This is a genomic window from Streptomyces sp. NPDC012888, from assembly GCF_042900645.1.
Lineage (GTDB): Bacteria > Actinomycetota > Actinomycetes > Streptomycetales > Streptomycetaceae > Streptomyces.
Genome location: NZ_JBIBBM010000002.1, coordinates 91324 through 110134, shown reverse-complemented (window position 1 = coordinate 110134; position 18811 = coordinate 91324). Strand labels below are relative to the sequence as shown.

General features: G+C 71.0%; 17 protein-coding genes. 8 read left to right on the top strand and 9 right to left on the bottom strand.

Annotated features, from left to right (window positions below; translation table 11 throughout):
* Positions 1-641: 641 nt before the first annotated feature.
* The 3 genes from ACFY61_RS03000 to ACFY61_RS02990 form a co-directional block, all read right to left on the bottom strand.
* On the bottom strand, positions 642-2099 hold the full coding sequence (locus ACFY61_RS03000) for a catalase (RefSeq protein ID WP_389466188.1): 1458 nt from the start codon (positions 2097-2099) through the stop codon (positions 642-644).
* Positions 2100-2322: 223 nt separating this feature from the next.
* The gene (locus tag ACFY61_RS02995; RefSeq protein WP_389466185.1) at positions 2323-3222 is read right to left on the bottom strand and encodes a 2-hydroxy-3-oxopropionate reductase; all 900 of its coding nucleotides are present in this window, start codon (positions 3220-3222) and stop codon (positions 2323-2325) included.
* 71 nt (positions 3223-3293) lie between these two features.
* Entirely contained in the window at positions 3294-4127 is an 834-nt protein-coding gene (locus tag ACFY61_RS02990) for a TIM barrel protein (RefSeq protein ID WP_389466182.1), read from the bottom strand.
* 125 nt (positions 4128-4252) lie between these two features.
* Here ACFY61_RS02990 and ACFY61_RS02985 point away from each other — a divergent pair, with 125 nt between their 5' ends.
* The 7 genes from ACFY61_RS02985 (at position 4253) to ACFY61_RS02955 (ending at position 10190) form a co-directional block, all read left to right on the top strand.
* The gene (locus ACFY61_RS02985; RefSeq protein WP_389466179.1) at positions 4253-4504 is read left to right on the top strand and encodes a thiamine-binding protein; all 252 of its coding nucleotides are present in this window, start codon (positions 4253-4255) and stop codon (positions 4502-4504) included.
* The gene (locus ACFY61_RS02980) at positions 4501-4884 is read left to right on the top strand and encodes a helix-turn-helix domain-containing protein (protein WP_389466176.1); all 384 of its coding nucleotides are present in this window, start codon (positions 4501-4503) and stop codon (positions 4882-4884) included. Before ACFY61_RS02985 ends, ACFY61_RS02980 begins: the two co-directional genes overlap by 4 nt.
* A 165-nt stretch (positions 4885-5049) precedes the next feature.
* A complete protein-coding gene (gene uraD / locus ACFY61_RS02975; RefSeq protein WP_389466173.1) occupies positions 5050-5556 on the top strand; it encodes a 2-oxo-4-hydroxy-4-carboxy-5-ureidoimidazoline decarboxylase in 507 nt (168 codons plus the stop codon).
* Positions 5557-5562: 6 nt separating this feature from the next.
* Entirely contained in the window at positions 5563-5952 is a 390-nt protein-coding gene (gene uraH, locus ACFY61_RS02970; protein ID WP_389466170.1) for a hydroxyisourate hydrolase, read from the top strand.
* Positions 5953-5957: 5 nt separating this feature from the next.
* A complete protein-coding gene (gene pucL / locus ACFY61_RS02965; protein WP_389466167.1) occupies positions 5958-6881 on the top strand; it encodes a factor-independent urate hydroxylase in 924 nt (307 codons plus the stop codon).
* Between the two features lie 198 nt (positions 6882-7079).
* Complete coding sequence (locus ACFY61_RS02960) at positions 7080-8483, top strand: 8-oxoguanine deaminase (protein WP_389466165.1); 1404 nt, start codon at positions 7080-7082, stop codon at positions 8481-8483.
* A 285-nt stretch (positions 8484-8768) separates the two neighbouring features.
* On the top strand, positions 8769-10190 hold the full coding sequence (locus tag ACFY61_RS02955) for a nucleobase:cation symporter-2 family protein (RefSeq protein ID WP_389466993.1): 1422 nt from the start codon (positions 8769-8771) through the stop codon (positions 10188-10190).
* A gap of 103 nt (positions 10191-10293) precedes the next feature.
* Here ACFY61_RS02955 and ACFY61_RS02950 read toward each other — a convergent pair whose 3' ends face one another.
* The 5 genes from ACFY61_RS02950 to ACFY61_RS02930 all read right to left on the bottom strand — a co-directional run bounded on the left by ACFY61_RS02950 (position 10294) and on the right by ACFY61_RS02930 (position 16753).
* Positions 10294-11802: a S8 family serine peptidase gene (locus tag ACFY61_RS02950; protein ID WP_389466988.1), complete on the bottom strand. Its 1509-nt coding sequence runs from the start codon at positions 11800-11802 to the stop codon at positions 10294-10296.
* A 715-nt stretch (positions 11803-12517) separates the two neighbouring features.
* On the bottom strand, positions 12518-13714 hold the full coding sequence (locus tag ACFY61_RS02945; RefSeq protein ID WP_389466162.1) for a GDSL-type esterase/lipase family protein: 1197 nt from the start codon (positions 13712-13714) through the stop codon (positions 12518-12520).
* Between the two features lie 354 nt (positions 13715-14068).
* Positions 14069-15691, bottom strand: a complete 1623-nt coding sequence (gene aceB / locus ACFY61_RS02940) for a malate synthase A (protein WP_389466160.1) — start codon at positions 15689-15691, stop codon at positions 14069-14071.
* A gap of 268 nt (positions 15692-15959) precedes the next feature.
* Positions 15960-16619, bottom strand: coding sequence for an NTP transferase domain-containing protein (locus ACFY61_RS02935; RefSeq protein ID WP_389466157.1), 660 nt, complete (start codon positions 16617-16619; stop codon positions 15960-15962).
* Positions 16544-16753: a hypothetical protein gene (locus ACFY61_RS02930; protein ID WP_389466154.1), complete on the bottom strand. Its 210-nt coding sequence runs from the start codon at positions 16751-16753 to the stop codon at positions 16544-16546. Before ACFY61_RS02930 ends, ACFY61_RS02935 begins: the two co-directional genes overlap by 76 nt.
* An 88-nt stretch (positions 16754-16841) precedes the next feature.
* On the opposite strand from ACFY61_RS02930, the gene ACFY61_RS02925 reads away from it, so the two are divergent.
* A complete protein-coding gene (locus tag ACFY61_RS02925) occupies positions 16842-18323 on the top strand; it encodes a PLP-dependent aminotransferase family protein (RefSeq protein ID WP_389466151.1) in 1482 nt (493 codons plus the stop codon).
* A 28-nt stretch (positions 18324-18351) separates the two neighbouring features.
* Here ACFY61_RS02925 and ACFY61_RS02920 read toward each other — a convergent pair whose 3' ends face one another.
* Entirely contained in the window at positions 18352-18771 is a 420-nt protein-coding gene (locus ACFY61_RS02920; RefSeq protein ID WP_389466148.1) for a helix-turn-helix transcriptional regulator, read from the bottom strand.
* Positions 18772-18811 lie beyond the last annotated feature (40 nt).

The following is an 18811-nucleotide window of genomic DNA, read 5'->3' as shown; positions in this document are numbered from 1 at the left end:
GCGCGTACGCACGGCAAAGCGCCGGGTCACGGGACCGTCCGTGACCCGGCGCTCTGGTCCGGGTGGATCTTTACCGCCCGACGGGGCGAGGCTGGCGCGACAGGACGTTCGCTCCCGCCGGGCGGGGTGTGTGGTGCTGCTGTGACTCCGGCGGACGGAGTCCGGCGCAGCGGGTCGATGCCCGCGGAGCGGTGCGAGGGGCGCGTCGGGAAGAGGACGTTCGCTCCCGCCGGGCGGGGTGTGTGGTGCTGCTGTGACTCCGGCGGACGGAGTCCGGCGCAGCGGGCCGATGCCCGCGGAGCGGTGCGAGGGGCGCGTCGGGAAGAGGCCGTTCGCTCCCGCCGGGCGGGGTGTGTGAGAGGTGTGGAAGCAACCTTCCCGTATGCGTACAGGGGCTTCTGTGCGTGGCCCCTGTACACATGGAGCGGCTGGGACCGCGGTGGCGCCGACAGGACACCTCGGATCCGTCTCCCTCAGGTCAAGAGACGGGCCCTTGAGGGCCTTTACCACCGCACTGGCTCGACGCCACCGCGGTCCTCGTCCTGCCCTCTACCGTGAACCACCCCTCATCCGGGTCCGCGGCAGCGGGCTGGCACCCGGGGCCCGACCTCCCGTCAGGCCCCCGGCGCGTTCTGTGTGGCTCAGGCGTCGCGCAGGGCGCGGACGGCCTCCTCGACGCGCTTGCCGTAGTCGGCGTCGGCGGCGTGGAAGTGAGCCAGGTTCTTCTCGATGACGTCCTCACGGGAGACCTGGGAGAGGCCGCCGGCGATGTTCGCCACCAGACGCTCCTTCTCGGCCTCCGACATCAGGCGGTAGAGCTCACCGGCCTGGAAGAAGTCGTCGTCCTTGGTGTGCAGCGGGGCGGCGTGGGTGCCCGTGTAGCCGGCGACGGCCTTCGGGGCGCCGAGCGCCAGACCCGTCTCGGCCGGACCCTGGTACGAGTTGGGCTCGTAGTTCTTGTCCGTGCGCGAGCCGTTGCGGGTGGCCATGAAGCCGTCGCGGCCGTAGTTGTCGGCGTTGGTCGCCTTCGGGGCGTTGACCGGCAGCTGGGTGTGGTTCACACCGAGGCGGTAGCGCTGGGCGTCGGCGTAGGCGAACAGGCGGCCCTGGAGCATCTTGTCCGGCGAGGCGGTGATGCCCGGGACGAAGTTGTTCGGGGAGAACGCGGACTGCTCGACCTCGGCGAAGACGTTGTCCGGGTTGCGGTCGAGGACCAGGCGGCCCACGCGCTGCAGCGGGTAGTCGGCGTGCGGCCACACCTTGGTGAGGTCGAACGGGTTGAAGCGGTAGTCCTCGGCCTCGGCGGCCGGCATGACCTGGACGTACAGGGTCCAGCTCGGGTTGACGCCGCGCTCGATGGCCTGCAGCAGGTCGGTCTGGTGCGAGTTCGGGTCCTTGCCCGCGAGCTCGGCGCCCTGCTCGGAGGACAGGCAGCGGATGCCCTGGTTCGTCTTGAAGTGGTACTTGACGAAGAAGGCCTCGCCCTGGGCGTTGGTCCACTGGTAGGTGTGGGAGCCGTAGCCGTTCATGTGGCGGTAGGAGGCCGGGATGCCGCGGTCACCCATCAGCCAGGTGATCTGGTGCGTCGCCTCGGGGGCGTGCGCCCAGAAGTCCCAGACGTTGTCCGGCTCCTGCTTGCCCGTGAACGGGTCGCGCTTCTGGGAGTGGATGAAGTCGGGGAACTTGATCGGGTCCTTGATGAAGAACACCGGGGTGTTGTTGCCGACGAGGTCGTAGTTGCCGTCCTCGGTGTAGAACTTCAGCGCGAAGCCGCGCGGGTCGCGGACCGCGTCCGCGCCACCGAGGGAGTCGGCCACGGTGGAGAACCGCAGGAAGGTCTCGGTCTTCTTGCCGACCTCGGAGAGGAACTTGGCGGACGTCCACTGGGTGACGTCGTCGGTCACCTCGAAGTAGCCGTAGGCGGCGGAGCCGCGGGCGTGCACGACGCGCTCCGGGATCCGCTCACGGTTGAAGCGGGCGAGCTTCTCCAGGAGCTGCTGGTCCTGGATCAGGAGCGGGCCACCGACGCCGGCGGTGGCGGAGTTCTGGTTGTCGGCGACCGGGGCGCCGGACTCGGTCGTAAGCACGCGCTTCGACATGGTGACCTTCCGTACGGGAGCTGCTGACGGAAAGCGTCTTCCGCCATGCGGAGGAGCCTAGGTTCGGCTCGAACGCGACGTCAACAGTTTGTTGAAGAAAGATGAAGGGAGAGGTGATCCGGACGGTGCCGGCGCCTGGGCGCGACAGGACAGGTGTCAGCACCGGCACCATCCGGAAACTCAGGTCCCCTTACGGGGAGGCTCTGCGGCCGGGCGGGTCGGGTCAGACCTGGGCGCCGGAGAGGCGCTCGACGGCGCGCAGCAGGGCCGAGTGGTCCAGGCCGCCGTCGCCCTGGGCGCGCAGCGAGGCCACCAGCTGGGCGACGACCGCGCCGACCGGGAGGGCCGCGCCGACGTTGCGGGCGGCGTCGGTGACGATGCCCATGTCCTTGTGGTGCAGGTCGATCCGGAAACCGGGCTTGAAGTCGCGGTTCAGGAAGTTGTCCTTCTTGCGGGTCAGGACCGTGGAGCCGGCCAGACCGCCGTTGAGGACGTCCAGGGCGGCGTTGAGGTCCACGCCGGACTTCTCCAGGAAGACCACGGCCTCGGCGCAGGCCTGGATGTTGACCGCGACGATGAGCTGGTTGGCGGCCTTGACCGTCTGGCCGGAGCCGTGCGGACCGCACAGGACGATGGTCTTGCCGAGCGCCTCGAGGATCGGGAGGGCCGCGTCGAAGTCGGCCTGCTCGCCACCCACCATGATGGAGAGGACGGCCTCGATGGCGCCGGCCTCGCCGCCGGAGACGGGGGCGTCGATGACGCGGATGCCCTTCTCCTTGGCGTTCTTCGCCAGGTCGACCGAGGTCTGCGGGGTGATCGACGACATGTCGATGATCAGCGCGCCGGCCTTGGCGTTCTCCAGGATGCCCTCGGGGCCGTAGTTGATGGCCTCGACCTGCGGGGAGGCGGGCACCATCGTGATGATCACGTCGGCGTCCTTGACGGCCTCGGCGATCGAGCCGGCCGCGGTGCCGCCGGCGGCGGCCAGACGGTCGAGCTTGTCCTGCTCCAGGGTGAAGCCGGTGACCGAGTAGCCGGCCTTCAGGAGGTTCTCGGACATGGGGGAGCCCATGATGCCGAGTCCGATCCACGCGATCGACGGCTTTGCGGCGAGGTTGCTCATGATGAGGTCCTTCTATTGATACGTACGAAAAGTGCGACGGGTGCCTGGGCCTTCGCCCGGACTTTCGTCCCCTACTTGGCGGCGCGGGCCTCGGCCGGCAGCCAGTCGAAGGACGCGGCGGCGTCGGCGGCCTTGTACTCCAGGCCGACGAAGCCCTGGTAGCCGGCCTTCCTGAGCTGGTCGAGGAGGTCCTCCAGCGGCAGCTCGCCGGTGCCCGGGGCACCCCGGCCCGGCTTGTCCGCGATCTGGACGTGGCCGGTCTTGGCGGCGTACTTTTCGATGACCTCGGAGAGGTCCTCATCGTTCATCGCCAGGTGGTACAGGTCGAGCAGGAACTTGGCGTTCCCCAGGCCGGTCGCCTCGTTGACCTTGTCCACGATCTCGATCGCGGACGGGGCGCTCACCAGCGGGTAGAGCGGCGACTCGGGCTTGTTGAGCGTCTCGATGAGCAGGATCGCGCCCACGCGGTCGGCGGCGCGGGCCGCGACGACCAGGTTCTCCAGGGCGAGCTCGTCCTGGACGGCGGGGTCCACACCCTCGACGCGGTTGCCGTAGAGGGCGTTCAGCGCCTTGCAGCCGACGGAGGCGGCGAAGTCCGCCGCGACGTCGATGTTGGCGCGGAAGCGGTCCGACTCCTCACCCGGTACCGAGACCGCGCCGCGGTCCGGGCCGGGGAGGCGGCCGGCGTAGAAGTTCAGTCCCACCAGCTGGGTGCCGGCGTCCTCAAGAGCCTTCTTGAGGGCGTCCAGCTCCTCCTGGGCGGGGGTGGGGGTCTCGATCCAGGGCCACCACAGCTCGACCGCGGTGAAGCCGGCCGCGGCGGCGGCCGCGGGGCGCTCCAGGAGCGGGAGTTCCGTGAAGAGGATCGAGAGGTTCACATCGAAGCGCTGGTCCGAGTATCCCATGAGGGGTGTGCGCTCCTTCCGTATTGCGGAAGTTACTTTCTGCTTGATGGAAGACTGCAAGCTGAGCGTCCGGCTTGTCAAGTGGGCCCTGCCGGAAATCGCGTACCTCGGGGTAGCTTGACCGCGTGCGATTGAGAGTGGAGTTCACGACCGAGCCCTTCGACCTCGAAGAGGCGCCTGCCCACGCCGTGGCCGCTCGCGAGGTCATCCAGAAGGCGCAACTGGACGGGGTCGACGTCGGCCCGTTCGGGAACACCGCCGAGGGTGAGGCCGACGAGGTGCTCGGCGCGGTGTCCGCGCTGCTGCGCGACTCGCTGGCCGCCGGGGCCACCCGGGTCTCGCTCCAGGTCAACGTGATCCCGGAGGAGACCCCGTGACCGAGCCCCGTGACCACCCGTTCGTGACCGCGGTCAAGCCGCTGGTCGACGCGATGGGCGGCGAGCTGATGGATCCGTCCCGGGCCGGGCCCGACGACGTGGTGCTGACCTGGGAGGGCGAGGACCTCCTCGCCGTCCGCCTGCCCCAGCTGTCCGACTCGCTGGACCACATCCTGGCCGCGCTGGAGCGCCGGCACGGGATGCCGCTGGCCCAGCTGGACCGCAAGGCCAAGCAGGACGTGGTGCGGATACTGGAGGCGCGCGGCGCCTTCTCCGTGCGGCACGGCGTCGAGACCGTGGCCGGTGCCCTGGGCGTAAGCCGCTTCACGGTGTACAACTACCTGAACCGGGAAAATCCCAACAAGAACAGCCAAGCGTGACCGGCGTCTCACCCAAGGTGACAAGCCGCCGCCCGATTCAACCGGGCGGCGGCTTTTGTGTACGGGAAGTTTCAACAAAGTGTTGACGCCGTGTTGCCGAGAGCGTTAGCTATGCGCAGCCCGTCAAAGCAACAAGGGCCGGTGACCCGGCCACGGAGGCTTCCCGTGACTTCGAGCACGACACCGGGTCTGACCCGGTTCAACGCCTTGGACGACGCAGCGGCCGCGGCCGAGCTGCACGAGGTGTGCGCCAGTTCGGCTTGGGGCAGCAAGATGCTCGCCCAGCGCCCGTACGCCACCTCCGACGCCCTGTTCGCCGCGAGCGACGCCGCCATGGCCGAGCTCACCACCGCGGACCTGGGAGAGGCGATGGCGGGCCACCCGCCGATCGGCCGGCCGAAGCCGGGAGACCCGACCTCCGCGCGCGAGCAGCGCGGCATGGCCGGCGCCTCCGAGGAGCTCAAGGCCGAGCTGCTGGAACTGAACCTGGCCTACCAGGACAAGTTCGGCCACGTCTTCCTGATCTGCGCCACCGGTGCCACCGGTGAGCAGATGCGGGACGCGGTCAAGGTCCGGATCGAGAACACCGCCGAGGTCGAGCGGGAGATCGCCCGTGGCGAGCTCGTCAAGATCAACCGGATCCGACTGACCCGACTCGCTGAAGGAGAGTGAATCAGCATGAGCACTGAGACCACCGCTTCGGTGTCCACGCACATCCTGGACACCAGCATCGGCCGGCCCGCCGAGGGCGTCGCCATCTCGCTGTCGGCCCGCAGTGGCTCCGACGCCGGGTGGGCGGCCCTGGGCGGCTCCGCCACCGACGCCGACGGGCGCTGCAAGGACCTGCCGGCGCTGCCGGAGGGCACCACCCACGTACGGCTCGACTTCGAGACCGAGGCGTACTTTTCCAAGAAGCAAGCCGAGGCGCAGCAGGACGCCCCCCGCGTAAGGGACAGCGGTGCGTTCTTCCCCGAGGTGACCATCACTTTCGCGGTCAACCCGGGCGAGCACTACCACGTACCGCTGCTGCTCAACCCGTTCGGCTACTCCGTTTACCGAGGGAGCTAGCAGACATGACCACGATTCTCGGGCAGAACCAGTACGGCAAAGCTGAGAACCGCGTCGTCAAGATCACGCGGGACGGCGACACCCACCACATCAAGGACCTGAACGTCTCGGTCGCCCTCTCCGGCGACATGGACGACGTCCACCTGTCCGGCTCGAACGCCAACGTCCTCCCGACCGACACCACCAAGAACACGGTGTACGCGTTCGCCAAGGAGTACGGCATCGAGTCCGCCGAGCAGTTCGGCATCCACCTGGCCCGCTGGTTCGTGAACAGCCAGGAGCCGATCCACCGGGCGCGCATCCGCATCGAGGAGTACGCCTGGGAGCGGATCCCCACCTCGGACGCCAACTCCAAGTTCATCGGCTCCGACGAGGTCAAGCACTCCTTCGTCCGCAAGGGCCAGGAGACCCGCGTCACCCAGGTGACCTACGACGGCCAGAACTGGGAGGTCATCTCCGGCCTCAAGGACCTGATCGTCATGAACTCCACCAACTCGGAGTTCTGGGGTTACGTCAAGGACAAGTACACGACCCTGCAGGAGGCGTACGACCGCATCCTGGCCACCCAGGTGTCGGGCCGCTGGCGGTTCAACTGGACCGACGACGAGCAGCGCATGCCGAACTGGGAGAAGTCCTACGCGGCCACCCGCAAGCACATGCTCGAGGCCTTCGCGGAGACCTACTCCCTGTCGCTCCAGCAGACCCTGTACCAGATGGGTTCGCGCATCATCAACCACCGTTCGGAGATCGACGAGGTCCGCTTCTCGCTCCCGAACAAGCACCACTTCCTCGTCGACCTGGAGCCCTTCGGCCTCAAGAACGACAACGAGGTGTACTTCGCCGCGGACCGTCCGTACGGCCTGATCGAGGCCACCATCCTCCGGGACGGCGCCGACGCCCGCATCCCGGTGGACATGACCAACCTCTAAAGAGGCGGGTCGCGCCGCGTCCCGGGGCTCCGCAGTGGCCCCGGGGCGGGGCGGCAACACCACCCCACTTCCTGTATTCGGCACCCTGAGCATCACACGGGCCGGCAGTACTGTCAGCTGTCAAGGCCCCCGGCTCCGGCACTCAAATCCCTGGGCCTTGCCGTGCCCGCACCGCCACTGAAAGCACGAGGAAGTCCCATGGCAGCACCGGCAGCCCCTGACAGCGCGGTCGAGCGCATCGTCATCGAGAACTGCGCCATCGCGACGGTCGACGCCGACGACACCGAGTACGCCTCGGGTCACATCGTCATCGCCGGCAACAGGATCGAGGCCATCGGCGCGGGCAAAGCCCCCGAGAACCTCGCGAACGTGGTCCGCCGCATCGACGGCACCGGGCACCTCGTGACCCCCGGTCTGGTCAACACGCACCACCACTTCTACCAGTGGATCACGCGTGGGCTCGCCACCGACCACAACCTCTTCAACTGGCTCGTCGCCCTGTACCCGACCTGGGCGCGCATCGACGAGCAGATGGCCTACTCGGCCGCCCAGGGCTCCCTGGCCGCCATGGCCCGCGGCGGTGTCACCACCGCCATGGACCACCACTACGTCTTCCCCAAGGGTGCCGGCGACCTCTCCGGCGCGATCATCCGCGCCGCCTCCGAGATGGGCGTGCGCTTCACCCTCGCCCGCGGCTCCATGGACCGCAGCGAGAAGGACGGCGGCCTGCCGCCGGACCACGCCGTCGAGACCCTCGAAGGCGCCCTGGCCGACACCGAGGCGACCGTCAAGAAGTTCCACGACGCCTCCTTCGACTCGATGACCCAGGTCGCCGTCGCCCCCTGCTCCCCGTTCTCGGTCTCCACCGAGCTCCTCAAGCAGGGTGCCGAGCTGGCCCGCCGCCTCGGTGTGCGCATGCACACCCACGGCTCGGAGACCGTCGAGGAGGAGAAGTTCTGCCACGAGCTCTTCGGCATGGGCCCCACCGACTACTTCGAGTCGACCGGCTGGCTCGGCGAGGACGTGTGGATGGCGCACAGCGTCCACATGAACGACTCCGACATCGCCGCGTTCGCCCGCACCAAGACCGGTGTCGCGCACTGCCCGTCCTCCAACGCCCGTCTGGCCGCCGGCATCGCCCGCGTCCCGGACATGCTGGCCGCCGGCGTGCCCGTGGGCCTCGGCGTGGACGGCACCGCCTCCAACGAGTCCGGTGAGCTCCACACCGAGCTGCGCAACGCGCTGCTGATCAACCGCCTGAACCCGGTGCACCGCGAGGCCGCGCTCAACGCCCGCCAGTCGCTGCGCCTGGGCACCTACGGCGGCGCCCAGGTCCTCGGCCGCGCCGACAACATCGGCTCGCTCGAGGTCGGCAAGCTCGCCGACCTGGTGCTGTGGAACCTCAGCACCTTCCTGCACTCGTCGATCGCCGACCCGGTCACCGCCCTGGTGTTCGGCGCGGCCGCCCCGGTGACCGCCTCGTTCGTCAACGGCAAGCAGATCGTCGAGAACAACCGCCTGATCACCGCGGACGAGGACGCCATCGCCGTGTCCACCCGCGAAGAGGCCCAGCGCCTCGCGCGGATCGCCGCGCAGGGCTGATCCAAGGAATCCGGCCGGGGGGGACGGCCCCCGGCCGGTGGCCGCGGACCCGAGCGGGGCCCGCGGCAGCCGCTCCCGGGCGGTGCCGCGGGCTCCGGTCCGCGGCACCCCCGGGGCCGGTGACGCGTGCCACCCCGCCCCCACCAGTGACGCGCCACCGCCACGGCACCCCCATGCCCGAAACCCGTCCTCGACAACTCCACAAAGGCTCGACTCGCACAGCTTTCGCACCACCTCCCTGACACCCACGTCCCTGCCGACGTGTCTAACCGACAGGAGGAAGCCGTGGCCGCCGCGCCCAGGTTTCGCAAAGATGCAGTCGCAACACCGCAGGGATCCGGGGAAACCGGCGCGTCCGACGGGAAGCACCCGGTCGACGAGACCCTGCCACCGCTCAGGATGTTCACCAGCGGTCTCCAGCACGTGGCCGCCATGTACGCGGGCGTCGTCGCCCCGCCCATGATCGTCGGCCCGGCCCTCGGACTCTCCGCCAAGGACACCGCCTTCCTGATGGGCGCCTCCCTCTTCACCGCGGGCCTCGCCACCCTGCTCCAGACCCTCGGCTTCTGGCGCATCGGCGCCAAGCTCCCCTTCGTCAACGGCGTCTCCTTCGCCGGCGTGACCCCGATGATCGCCATCGGCAAGGGGGAGGGGGACGACGCCCTCCCCATCATCTTCGGCGCCATCGTCGTCGCGGGGATCCTCGGTTTCCTCGCCGCCCCCTACTTCGGCAAGCTGGTCCGCTTCTTCCCACCCGTCGTCACCGGCACGGTCATCACCCTGATCGGCGTGTCCCTGCTCCCGGTGGCCTTCAACTGGTCCCAGGGCGGCAACGCCACCGCCGCCGACTACGGCTCCATGAAGAACATCGGCATGGCGGCCCTCACCCTGGTCATCGTGCTGCTGATGCGGAAGTTCCTGCGCGGCTTCCTCCAGCAGATCGCCATCCTGCTCGGCCTCGTCGCCGGCACCCTGATCGCGATACCGCTGGACATGACCAGCTTCGACGCCCTGCGCAACGCCGACCTGGTCGGCTTCCCCACCCCGTTCCACTTCGGCGCCCCGCAGTTCCAGGTCGCCGCCATCATCTCCATGTGCATCGTCATGCTCGTCTGCATGACCGAGTCGACCGCCGACATCCTCGCCCTCGGCAGGATCGTGGGACGGCCTGCCGACGAGCGGACCATCGAGGGCGGCCTGCGCGCCGACGCACTCGGCAGCGCGCTCAGCCCCGTCTTCAACGGCTTCATGTGCAGCGCCTTCGCGCAGAACATCGGCCTCGTCGCGATGACCAAGGTGCGCAGCCGGTTCGTGGTCGCCGCCGGCGGCGGCATCCTGATCCTGCTGGGCCTGTGCCCCGTCGCCGCCTCCGTCATCGCCCTCGTCCCGCTGCCCGTCCTCGGCGGCGCCGGCATCGTCCTCTTCGGCTCGGTGGCCGCCAGCGGCATCCAGACCCTGGCCGGCGCGGCCATGGAGAAGGGCGAGAACGCCCTCATCGTCGCGGCCTCCGTGGGCGTCGGTCTGATTCCCATCGCGGCGCCGCAGTTCTACCACGCCTTCCCCGAGGACCTGCTCGTCGTCCTCGACTCGGGCATCAGCACCGGCTGCGTGGTGGCCATCCTGCTCAACCTGGCCTTCAACCACCTCGGCGGCCGCAAGGGCGCGGCCGCGGCCCCGGCACCCGAACCGGTCGGCGTGCTGCACTGATCACGGGCCGGACGTCCCGTCCGGCGCCCGGCCCGCGCGAGGAAGGTACGGCGGCGCGCACGTCACCCACTGCGGGTGTGGCGTGCGCGCCGCCGTGTCCGTGTCAGAAGCGCAGCGACCAGCTGTCCAGGTAGCCGCTCCAGAAGTCCCCGACGTCACTGACCCGGAGCTTCCAGACGCCGTTCGCCGTCTCGGAGGAGGCGTTCACCCCGAAGACGCCGAGGACGTCAGAGCCGTAGTCGTACGGGTCCTCCGTCTTGATCCGGTACGCCGTGCCGTCCGGGGCGATCAGCTCGATCCGCAGGTCACCGCGCCACTCGTGCTTGATGTTGACGCCCACGTCCAGGTACCAGGGAGCCTTGCCGCTCACTCCGCTGACCGTGATCGAGGACGTGATCACGTTGTCGTCGATCGTGACGTCGGCGGTGTTGGCGAAACGCGGGCCCGCCGGACGCGGGGGAGCGGTGCCGGTGTACAGCATCCGGTTCGGTGAGCCCGTGCCGATGCCGAACAGCGAGTACGTGGTGGCGCTGTACTTCAGGGCCGCGTCCACCTGGGCGGGGGTGGCCGTGCGGTGCCCGGCCAGCCAGAGCGCGGCGGCACCGGCCACGTGCGGGGCGGCCATCGAGGTGCCCGAGAGGGTGGCCTCGTGCGAGTCCCACCCGTTGCTCGCGGAGACGATCTCGTCGCCGGGGGCGAACAGGTCGAGCAGCTTGCCGGTGTTGGAGAAGTACGCCCGGGCGTCGTTGCGGTCGCTGGCACCCACCGTGATCGCGGTCGGAACCCTGGCCGGGGAGTGCTGTGAGGCGTCGACGCCGTCGTTGCCCGCCGCGACCGTGTACGTCAGCCCGGAGGCGATCGAGTTGCGCACGGCCGTGTCCAGGACCACGTCGGGGTCGCCGCCCAGACTCATGTTCACCACGGCGGGCTTCACCGCGTTCCTCGTCACCCAGTCGATGCCGGCCACCACCTGCTCGGTGGTGCCGGACCCGCCGTCGTCGAGCACGCGCACCGCCACGACCTTGGCCTTCTTCGCCACCCCGTACTTCGCGCCGGCCACGGTGGCGGCCACGTGCGTCCCGTGGCCGTGCCCGTCCCCGGCGGCGCCGCCGTCGATGGCGTCGAAGCCGTAACGGGCCCGGCCGCCGAAGTCCTGGTGGGTGATCCGCACCCCGGTGTCCACCACGTACACGGTGACGCCCGTGCCGCCCGAGTCCGGGTACGTGAAGGAGTTGCTGAGCGGGAGCCGGCGGCGGTCGATCCGGTCCAGGCCCCAGGAGGGCGGGGCGGGCTGGGTGGCGTCCAGCCGCATGACGCGGTTCTGCGCCACCGTCGCGACGTCGGGGTCGGCGGCCAGCCGCCTGGCCTGACGTTCCGACAGCTGCACGGAGAAGCCGTGCAGGGCGGCGTCGAAGGTCCGGCCCAGCTTCCCCCCGTACCGCGCGCTGAGGGCCGCGCCGCGCTCGGCGGCGGCCCGTGCGCCCGACGACTCCCTCAGCACGACCAGGTAGCTGCCGGGGACCGCGTCCCGCGCCCCGGCGTACTGGACCACGCCCTCGGGACCTCCGGGAGGCCCCGCGGCGGTGGCCGGGGACGCGAGAGCGCCGGCCATCGCCAGCCCGGCCGCGAGCAGCGCCACGACCGGACCGCGGCGTCTGCGGGTTCTGGAGAACGTCACGTCTTCCCCCTCACTCGTCCGTGCCCCCCGGCACGGGCCGGCCGGCGCAGGGCGCGCCGGGCAGGGGGGAGCCGCGGGCGTGCCCACGGGACCCTCGCCGTTGGCGAGATCTCCCCCCTCAGGCCGAGACTGGACCATTCCCGACGCCACCGCAATGAGGCGTACCCGGGGCGGGCCCCCGCTGTCCCACGGGCGCCTGCCGGCCCGGCCCCGACCGTCCGCCGATCCCAACCCCATTGACCTGCACAGGAGTTGATGCCGAAGGGGCTGGGCGGGTGTATCGGGGTCCCCACGGAACCCGTACCCGGACCCCGCGTACCGGTGGAGTCCGCCGCGCCGGGTGCGCGCCGGCTTCGTCAACGGCCAGGCACCAGCCGTCGCCGTCGCCGTTGAAGTCGTCCGCGAAGCGGGTGGGAGCCGGCACCGGAACGGCGGTGAGCGGGTCCGCCTGGGCGGGTCCCGCCGGCAGGCCCGCGCCGACCACGGCGGCCGTCAGGACCGTGGCCGCCGCGCGGGGCGAGCGGGTGGTGAGTTGTGTGTGCAAGGTGGTTTCCCCCGGGGTCGTACGTGTGCCGCGGGTCGGCACGTCGGGTACTCGCCCGGAGGAGACCGCCGACCCCGGTGGAAGGCTGTACGGGGCCGCCCTCCGCTACGGGACGGGGGTCAGCTGCATCCCGGTGTGGTCCTGGCCGGGGGTGTTGCGGCAGGTGGAGCCGCCCGTGGCGGGCTGGGCCACCGCGAGGGCCAGGCAGCGGCCGGCGGCGAGCTGGCCGTAGTAGTTGGGGTGCATGGACTCCTGGACCAGCCCCTGGGTCTCGTTGTTGTCGATCCAGCGCGCCCACTCGCTGGTGGTCGCCGAGGCCGGGACCGTGGAGCTCACCAGCTTGCTGGTCTTGGCGCAGACCTCGCGGCCCTGGAGCATGTCGCGCAGGTCCAGGAACTGGACGCCCTTGGAGGCCGCCACGCCCTTCAGGCGGTTCGCGATCTGCGGTACCAGCGAGTCGCGGGCCCAGTCGGAGTCGCGGTTCCAGAACGGGCAGCCGCCGGTGTTGTAGCGGCTCCAGTCGCTCTGCGGGTAGCGGTTCTCGGCGCCGCGCGGGATCGGCGAGGGGTAGGACTGGAGGACGATCCGGTACGCGGAGTCGGCGTAGCCGGCGCCGCGCATCACCGCCCGCACCTCGTCCACGGACTTGCCGACCTTGGCCATCACCCCGTCGATCTTCTGGTCCACGGCGTACTGCTGGTCGTCGTGGCAGTAGGAGCCCCAGAGCACGAAGTCGTAGGCGCAGTTCTCGATGATGTCGGCGAAGCCGAGGTCGTTCCCGCCGACGGACAGGGTGATCACGCGTACGTCGTGGGAGGCGGCGACCGAGGCCAGCTGATCGGCCTGCGGGGCCTCGCCCTTGAAGGCCACCCCGCCGTTCGAGGCGCGGAAGACGTTGTCGGTCACGGCTCCCGAGCAGGCCAGGTTGACGGCGACCTGCGCGATCGGCCCGGCGCTGCGCACCTCGGCCGAATCGGAGCGGTGACAGCCGTTGGCGGCCGTGGTGCCGTATACCTTCGCCGGGTCGTACGTCGAACCGGTCAGCCAGGCCCGGTCGGTGCCGTTCCGACTGCCGGTGTTGGTGAGGCTGTTGCCCTTCCAGCGGCCGGCCTCGCCGGAGATGTAGCTGTCGCCCATGGAGACGACGGCGGTGGGCCCCTGCCCGGGTCCGGCCACCGCCGTCCCGGACCCAGCGGTCAGCACGGCGGTCAGTGCCAGCGGGAGGGTCATTCCGGCACCGGCCAGTCGTCGCACCCGACGTGCCGCCACCCGGTCCTCGGTCGCCTTGCGGAATCCGATCACTGCGGAACTCCTGCGGTCGGCCACGGCGGAGCCGGGAACAACTCCGCTGCGTGGCTTGGAAAGTGGGGGTACCTCCGGCCGGTGGTAGCCAGGAATGTGGCACGCCCGCACTTGTTACCGCTAGGTAGCGACAAGTTACGAAGGGGTAACGACCGATCGGTCGTTCGGTGTTGGGGCCGGCCGGCGACTGGCCGGAACCCGTCGGTGCCCGCCCGGCGCCGGTTGGGTGCCCGGGGCGGTCCCCGGACGGCGGAGGACGGCGCCGGACGGCGAAAAGCCCCCGCCCCCGGTGTCGGACGACACCGGGGGCGGGGGCCGGGTGATTCGGCTGCTGTGCGATTCAGCCGGATCGGTTCACTCGGCGATGAGCTGCTCGTACGCCGGGAGGGTCAGGAAGTCCGCGTAGTCGGCGTCCAGGGAGACCGTCAGCAGCAGGTCGTGCGCCTGCTGCCACTTGCCGGCCGCGAAGGCCTCCTCGCCGATCTCGGCGCGGATCGCGGCGAGTTCGTCGGCGGCGACCTGGCGGGTGAGGTCGGCCGTCGCCTTCTGGCCGTTCTCGAAGACCACGCCGGCGTTGATCCACTGCCAGATCTGCGAGCGGGAGATCTCGGCGGTCGCCGCGTCTTCCATCAGGTTGAAGATGGCGACGGCGCCCAGACCGCGCAGCCAGGCCTCGATGTAACGGATGCCCACCTGCACGGCGTTGCGGAGGCCCTCGTAGGTGGGCCGGGCGTCCAGCGAGTCGATCGCGATCAGGTCGCCCGGGGCCACCGAGACGTCCTCGCGCAGCCGGTCCTTCTGGTTCGGCTTCTCGCCGAGCACCGCGTCGAAGGAGGCCATCGCGATCGGGACCAGGTCCGGGTGCGCGACCCAGGAACCGTCGAAGCCGTCGCCGGCCTCGCGGTCCTTGTCGGCCTTGACCTTCTCGAAGGCCACCTTGTTGACCTCGGGGTCCTTGCGGGAGGGGATGAAGGCGGCCATGCCGCCGATGGCGTGGGCGCCGCGCTTGTGGCAGGTGCGCACGAGCAGTTCGGTGTAGGCGCGCATGAACGGGGCGGTCATCGTCACCGCGTTGCGGTCCGGCAGGACGAACTTCTCGCCGCCGTCACGGAAGTTCTTGACGATGGAGAACAGGTAGTCCCAGCGCCCCGCGTTCAGGCCGGACGCGTGGTCGCGCAGCTCGTAGAGGATCTCGTCCATCTCGTACGCGGCCGTGATGGTCTCGATCAGGACGGTCGCGCGGACGGTGCCCTGCGGGATGCCGACGTAGTCCTGGGCGAAGACGAAGATGTCGTTCCAGAGGCGGGCCTCCAGGTGCGACTCCGTCTTCGGCAGGTAGAAGTACGGGCCCTTGCCGAGGTCGATCAGGCGCTGCGCGTTGTGGAAGAAGTACAGGCCGAAGTCGACCAGGGAGCCGGAGGCCGGTGCGCCCTCGAACCGGATGTGCCGCTCCTGAAGGTGCCAGCCGCGCGGGCGCATCACGACGGTCGCGAGCTCCTCCGCGGGCCGCAGCGCGTACGCCTTGCCCGTGCGGGGGTCGGTGAAGTCGATCCGGCGCTCGTAGGCGTCGATCAGGTTGAGCTGGCCGAGGACCACGTTCTCCCACGTGGGCGCGGAGGCGTCCTCGAAGTCGGCGAGCCAGACCCGGGCGCCCGAGTTCAGGGCGTTGATGGTCATCTTGCGGTCCGTCGGACCGGTGATCTCCACGCGGCGGTCGTCGAGCGCGGCCGGCGCCGGGGCCACCTTCCAGTCGCCCTCGCGGATCTGTGCGGTCTCCGGGAGGAAGTCGAGCGTGGAGGTGCGGGCGATCTCGGCGCGCCGCTCGGCGCGGCGGGCGAGGAGCTCGGCCCGGCGCGGTGCGAACCGGCGGTGCAGCTCGGCCACGAAGGCCAGCGCCGCGTCGGTGAGGACCTCGTCCTGGCGGGGCAGGGGCTCGGCGTCGACGATGGCCAGCGGGGACGGCGCTGGTGCGGACATAACTGTCACTCCTTCAGCGGCGGTGCCTGGCGGCCGCTGGGGAATGCTCGCGCGCGGACGGCACGGAGTGCCGTCGGGTGTGGAGAGTTCCAAATACGGTCGCGGGCGCCGTCTGTGGGTTCAGGGCGCTTCTGACCAGTGGATAGTAATTTCCTCATGGTGGAAGTTCAATGGTTTGTTGATGTCGAGATTCTCTGAGTCGACAGATTCCTACCCCGAATGGCTCTCAGTGCCACATCGGTCACGCCCTGCGCTGCGACGCCGCGCCTCACGCGCCCTCCAGTCGTGCCAGGTCGGAGGGCACGTCGATGTCGAAGGGCTCCGCCACGTCCGCGCACTCCACCAGGATGAGCTCCGCCGCGTTCTCCGTCAGGTGGACACGCGCACCCCGGTCCCCGGTCGCCGTGGCCGCGACGTCCGGCCAGCGGTCCGCCCCGAACAGCACCGGATGGCCGCGCACCCCGTCGTACGCCGCCGCCACCAGCGACGCGGGGGAGCGGTACGCCGCCCGCACCCGGGCCACCGCCGCCGGCCCGATGCCCGGCTGGTCCACCAGCGACACCAGGGCCGCCGCCGCTCCCGCGCCGGCCAGCGAGGCCAGCCCCACCCGCAGCGAGGAGCCCATGCCCTCGGCCCAGTCCGGGTTGTCCACCACCACGCACCCGCCGAGGTCCGCCCGCTCGCGCACCTCGGCGGCGGAAGCGCCCAGCACCACGTGGACCGGCCCGCAGCCGGCCTCGCGCAGCACCCGCACCGCGTTCTCCACCAGGGGGCGGCCACGGTAGGGCAGCAGCGCCTTCGGGCGGCCGCCGAGCCGGCGGCCGCCCCCGGCGGCCAGCAGCAGGCCGGCGATCACCGGGTCGCCGGGGCGGTGGCCCGGCCGGGCGTCTGGAGCGTGTTCGGGCTGGGGCGCGTCGTGGGTGGGCATGGCATCGATTCTCGCCGCCCACGCGGGCGCACCAGCGTGCGCAGGGCGTCGACGGCGTTCCGCAGCCGCAGCGGCTCCGCGACGCGGTTCTCCGCGGCCAGCAGCAGGGCTCGTTCCTGACGGTCGGTGATCATCCCGGGCTCTCCTTGCCAATCGGGGGCCAATACCGCGAGTCTGGACCTCGATTGGCCTGGCGGGCAGAGCCAATCGGGGGAGGTTGGCATGCCGGACGCGCGAGTGGTCCAGACGGCGGACAGGACGATCGGGAGCCGGCAGCTCGCCGGTATGCTGCCCGCCGAAGTGCTGGCCCGGCCCGGGTACCGGGCCCTCGCCGAAGCCGTACGCACCCTGATCCTCGACGGCCGTGTCGCCCTGCACGTACGCCTGCCCGCCGAACGCGAGCTCGCGGAGGCGATCGGCGCCAGCCGCGCCACCGTCACCGGCGCCTACGACCTCCTCCGGGAGAGCGGCTACGCGCACAGCCGACGCGGCTCCGGCACCTGGACCGACCTCCCCGAAGGCCACCGCCCGGTCGGCGCGCACGCCCTGCTCGGCGGCTACCAGCCCGACGGTGGAGCCGGCATCGACCTCGCGATCGCCGCCATGGCCGCCGCCCCGGACACCCTCGGCGACGCCCTCGCCCAGGCCGCGGCCCGGCTCCCCGGAGCCGCCCGCACTCCCGGCTACCACCCCTTCGGCCTGCCCGAACTGCGGGCTGCCGTCGCCGAACGGTTCGGGCGCCGCGGGCTCCCCACCCGGCCCGAGCAGATCCTCGTCACCTCCGGCGCCCAGCAGGCCCTCGCCCTCGTCATCGCCCTGCTCTGCCGCACCGGCGACCGGATCACCACCGAGAACCCCACCTACGCCAACGCCCTCGACGCCATCCGCCGGGCCGGGCTGCGCACCGCCCCGATCGCGGTCTCCGACACCGGATGGGACATGGAGGTGGCCGAGTCCACGCTGCGGCAGACCGTGCCCCGGCTCGCGTACACCATCCCCGACTTCCACAACCCGACCGGCGCCCTGATGCCCGCGGAACAGCGGCTGCGGCTGCTCGCCGCGACCCGCCGCACCGGCAGCTGGCTGGTCGTCGACGAGACCATCGCCGACATCGCCCTGGACGTCCCCGCGCCCGCCCCGCTGGCCTCACTGGGCGGCCGCGGCGGAGCCGACCACGTCATCACCGTCGGCTCGCTCAGCAAGACCCACTGGGGCGGCCTCCGGGTCGGCTGGATCCGGGCCACCGAGAAACTGGTGGCCGAGCTGACCACCGTACGGGTCGCCGCCGACATGAGCGGTTCGGTCCTCGACCAGCTGGTCGCCCTGCCGCTCCTCGAAGGCCTGGACCGCACCCTGCCGGCCCGCCTCGACGAACTGCGGGCCCGCCGCGCCGCGCTGGTCGACTCCCTCCAGCGGCACACCCCCGAGTGGTCCTGGGAGCTGCCGCCGGGCGGGCTCTCGCTCTGGGTGGACCTCGGCGAACCCGTCAGCTCGGCCCTCACCGAACGCGCGGCGGCCGCGGGCGTCCACATCGGCCGCGGCGCCCGCTTCGGCGTGGATCCGGGCACCTTCGAGCACCGCCTGCGCATCCCGTACACCCTGCCCGCGGACACCCTCGACGAGGCGGTACGACGGCTGGCCGCGGCCCTCCACGACGGGGTCCCGCTCCCGCCCGCGGTGGACCGGCCGCACTGGGTGGCGTAACGCCTCCCCGCCACGCGGACGCCGCCCGCTACGCGGACGCCCCCGGCCGGGGCCCGCCGTTCCGCACCGGACGCGTGTGGATCTTGTCGATGCAGGCCGGGACGGCGCCGCCCTGCTCGTGATCGCGGGCCCGGTACGCGCTGGGGCTCTCGCCGACCAGCTCGGTGAACCGCGAGCTGAACGAGCCCAGCGAGGTACAGCCCACCTCGAAACAGACCTCCGTCACCGTCAGGTCGCCGCGCCGCAGCAGCGCCTTGGCCCGCTCGATCCGCCGGGTCATCAGGTAGCTGTACGGGCTCTCCCCGTACGCGGCGCGGAAACTCCGCGAGAAGTGCCCCGGCGACATCAGCGCGACCCGCGCCAGCGCCGTCACGTCGAGCGGCTTCGCGTACTCGCGGTCCATCAGGTCGCGGGCCCGGCGCAGCCGGACGAGGTCCTCCAGGTTCACCCGTCCACGATCGCACACCGCCCGCGCGCCCCGGCCGGCC

What these genes read in the sequence shown, in the direction of transcription:
- ACFY61_RS02935 (WP_389466157.1), bottom strand. Translation starts at nt 16,619, where the DNA reads ATGCCCACCCACGACGCGCCCCAGCCCGAACACGCTCCAGACGCCCGG.
- aceB (WP_389466160.1), bottom strand. Translation starts at nt 15,691, where the DNA reads ATGTCCGCACCAGCGCCGTCCCCGCTGGCCATCGTCGACGCCGAGCCC.
- uraH (WP_389466170.1), top strand. Translation starts at nt 5,563, where the DNA reads ATGAGCACTGAGACCACCGCTTCGGTGTCCACGCACATCCTGGACACC.
- ACFY61_RS03000 (WP_389466188.1), bottom strand. Translation starts at nt 2,099, where the DNA reads ATGTCGAAGCGCGTGCTTACGACCGAGTCCGGCGCCCCGGTCGCCGAC.
- ACFY61_RS02930 (WP_389466154.1), bottom strand. Translation starts at nt 16,753, where the DNA reads ATGATCACCGACCGTCAGGAACGAGCCCTGCTGCTGGCCGCGGAGAAC.
- ACFY61_RS02925 (WP_389466151.1), top strand. Translation starts at nt 16,842, where the DNA reads ATGCCGGACGCGCGAGTGGTCCAGACGGCGGACAGGACGATCGGGAGC.
- ACFY61_RS02995 (WP_389466185.1), bottom strand. Translation starts at nt 3,222, where the DNA reads ATGAGCAACCTCGCCGCAAAGCCGTCGATCGCGTGGATCGGACTCGGC.
- ACFY61_RS02950 (WP_389466988.1), bottom strand. Translation starts at nt 11,802, where the DNA reads ATGGCCGGCGCTCTCGCGTCCCCGGCCACCGCCGCGGGGCCTCCCGGA.
- ACFY61_RS02990 (WP_389466182.1), bottom strand. Translation starts at nt 4,127, where the DNA reads ATGGGATACTCGGACCAGCGCTTCGATGTGAACCTCTCGATCCTCTTC.
- pucL (WP_389466167.1), top strand. Translation starts at nt 5,958, where the DNA reads ATGACCACGATTCTCGGGCAGAACCAGTACGGCAAAGCTGAGAACCGC.
- ACFY61_RS02960 (WP_389466165.1), top strand. Translation starts at nt 7,080, where the DNA reads ATGGCAGCACCGGCAGCCCCTGACAGCGCGGTCGAGCGCATCGTCATC.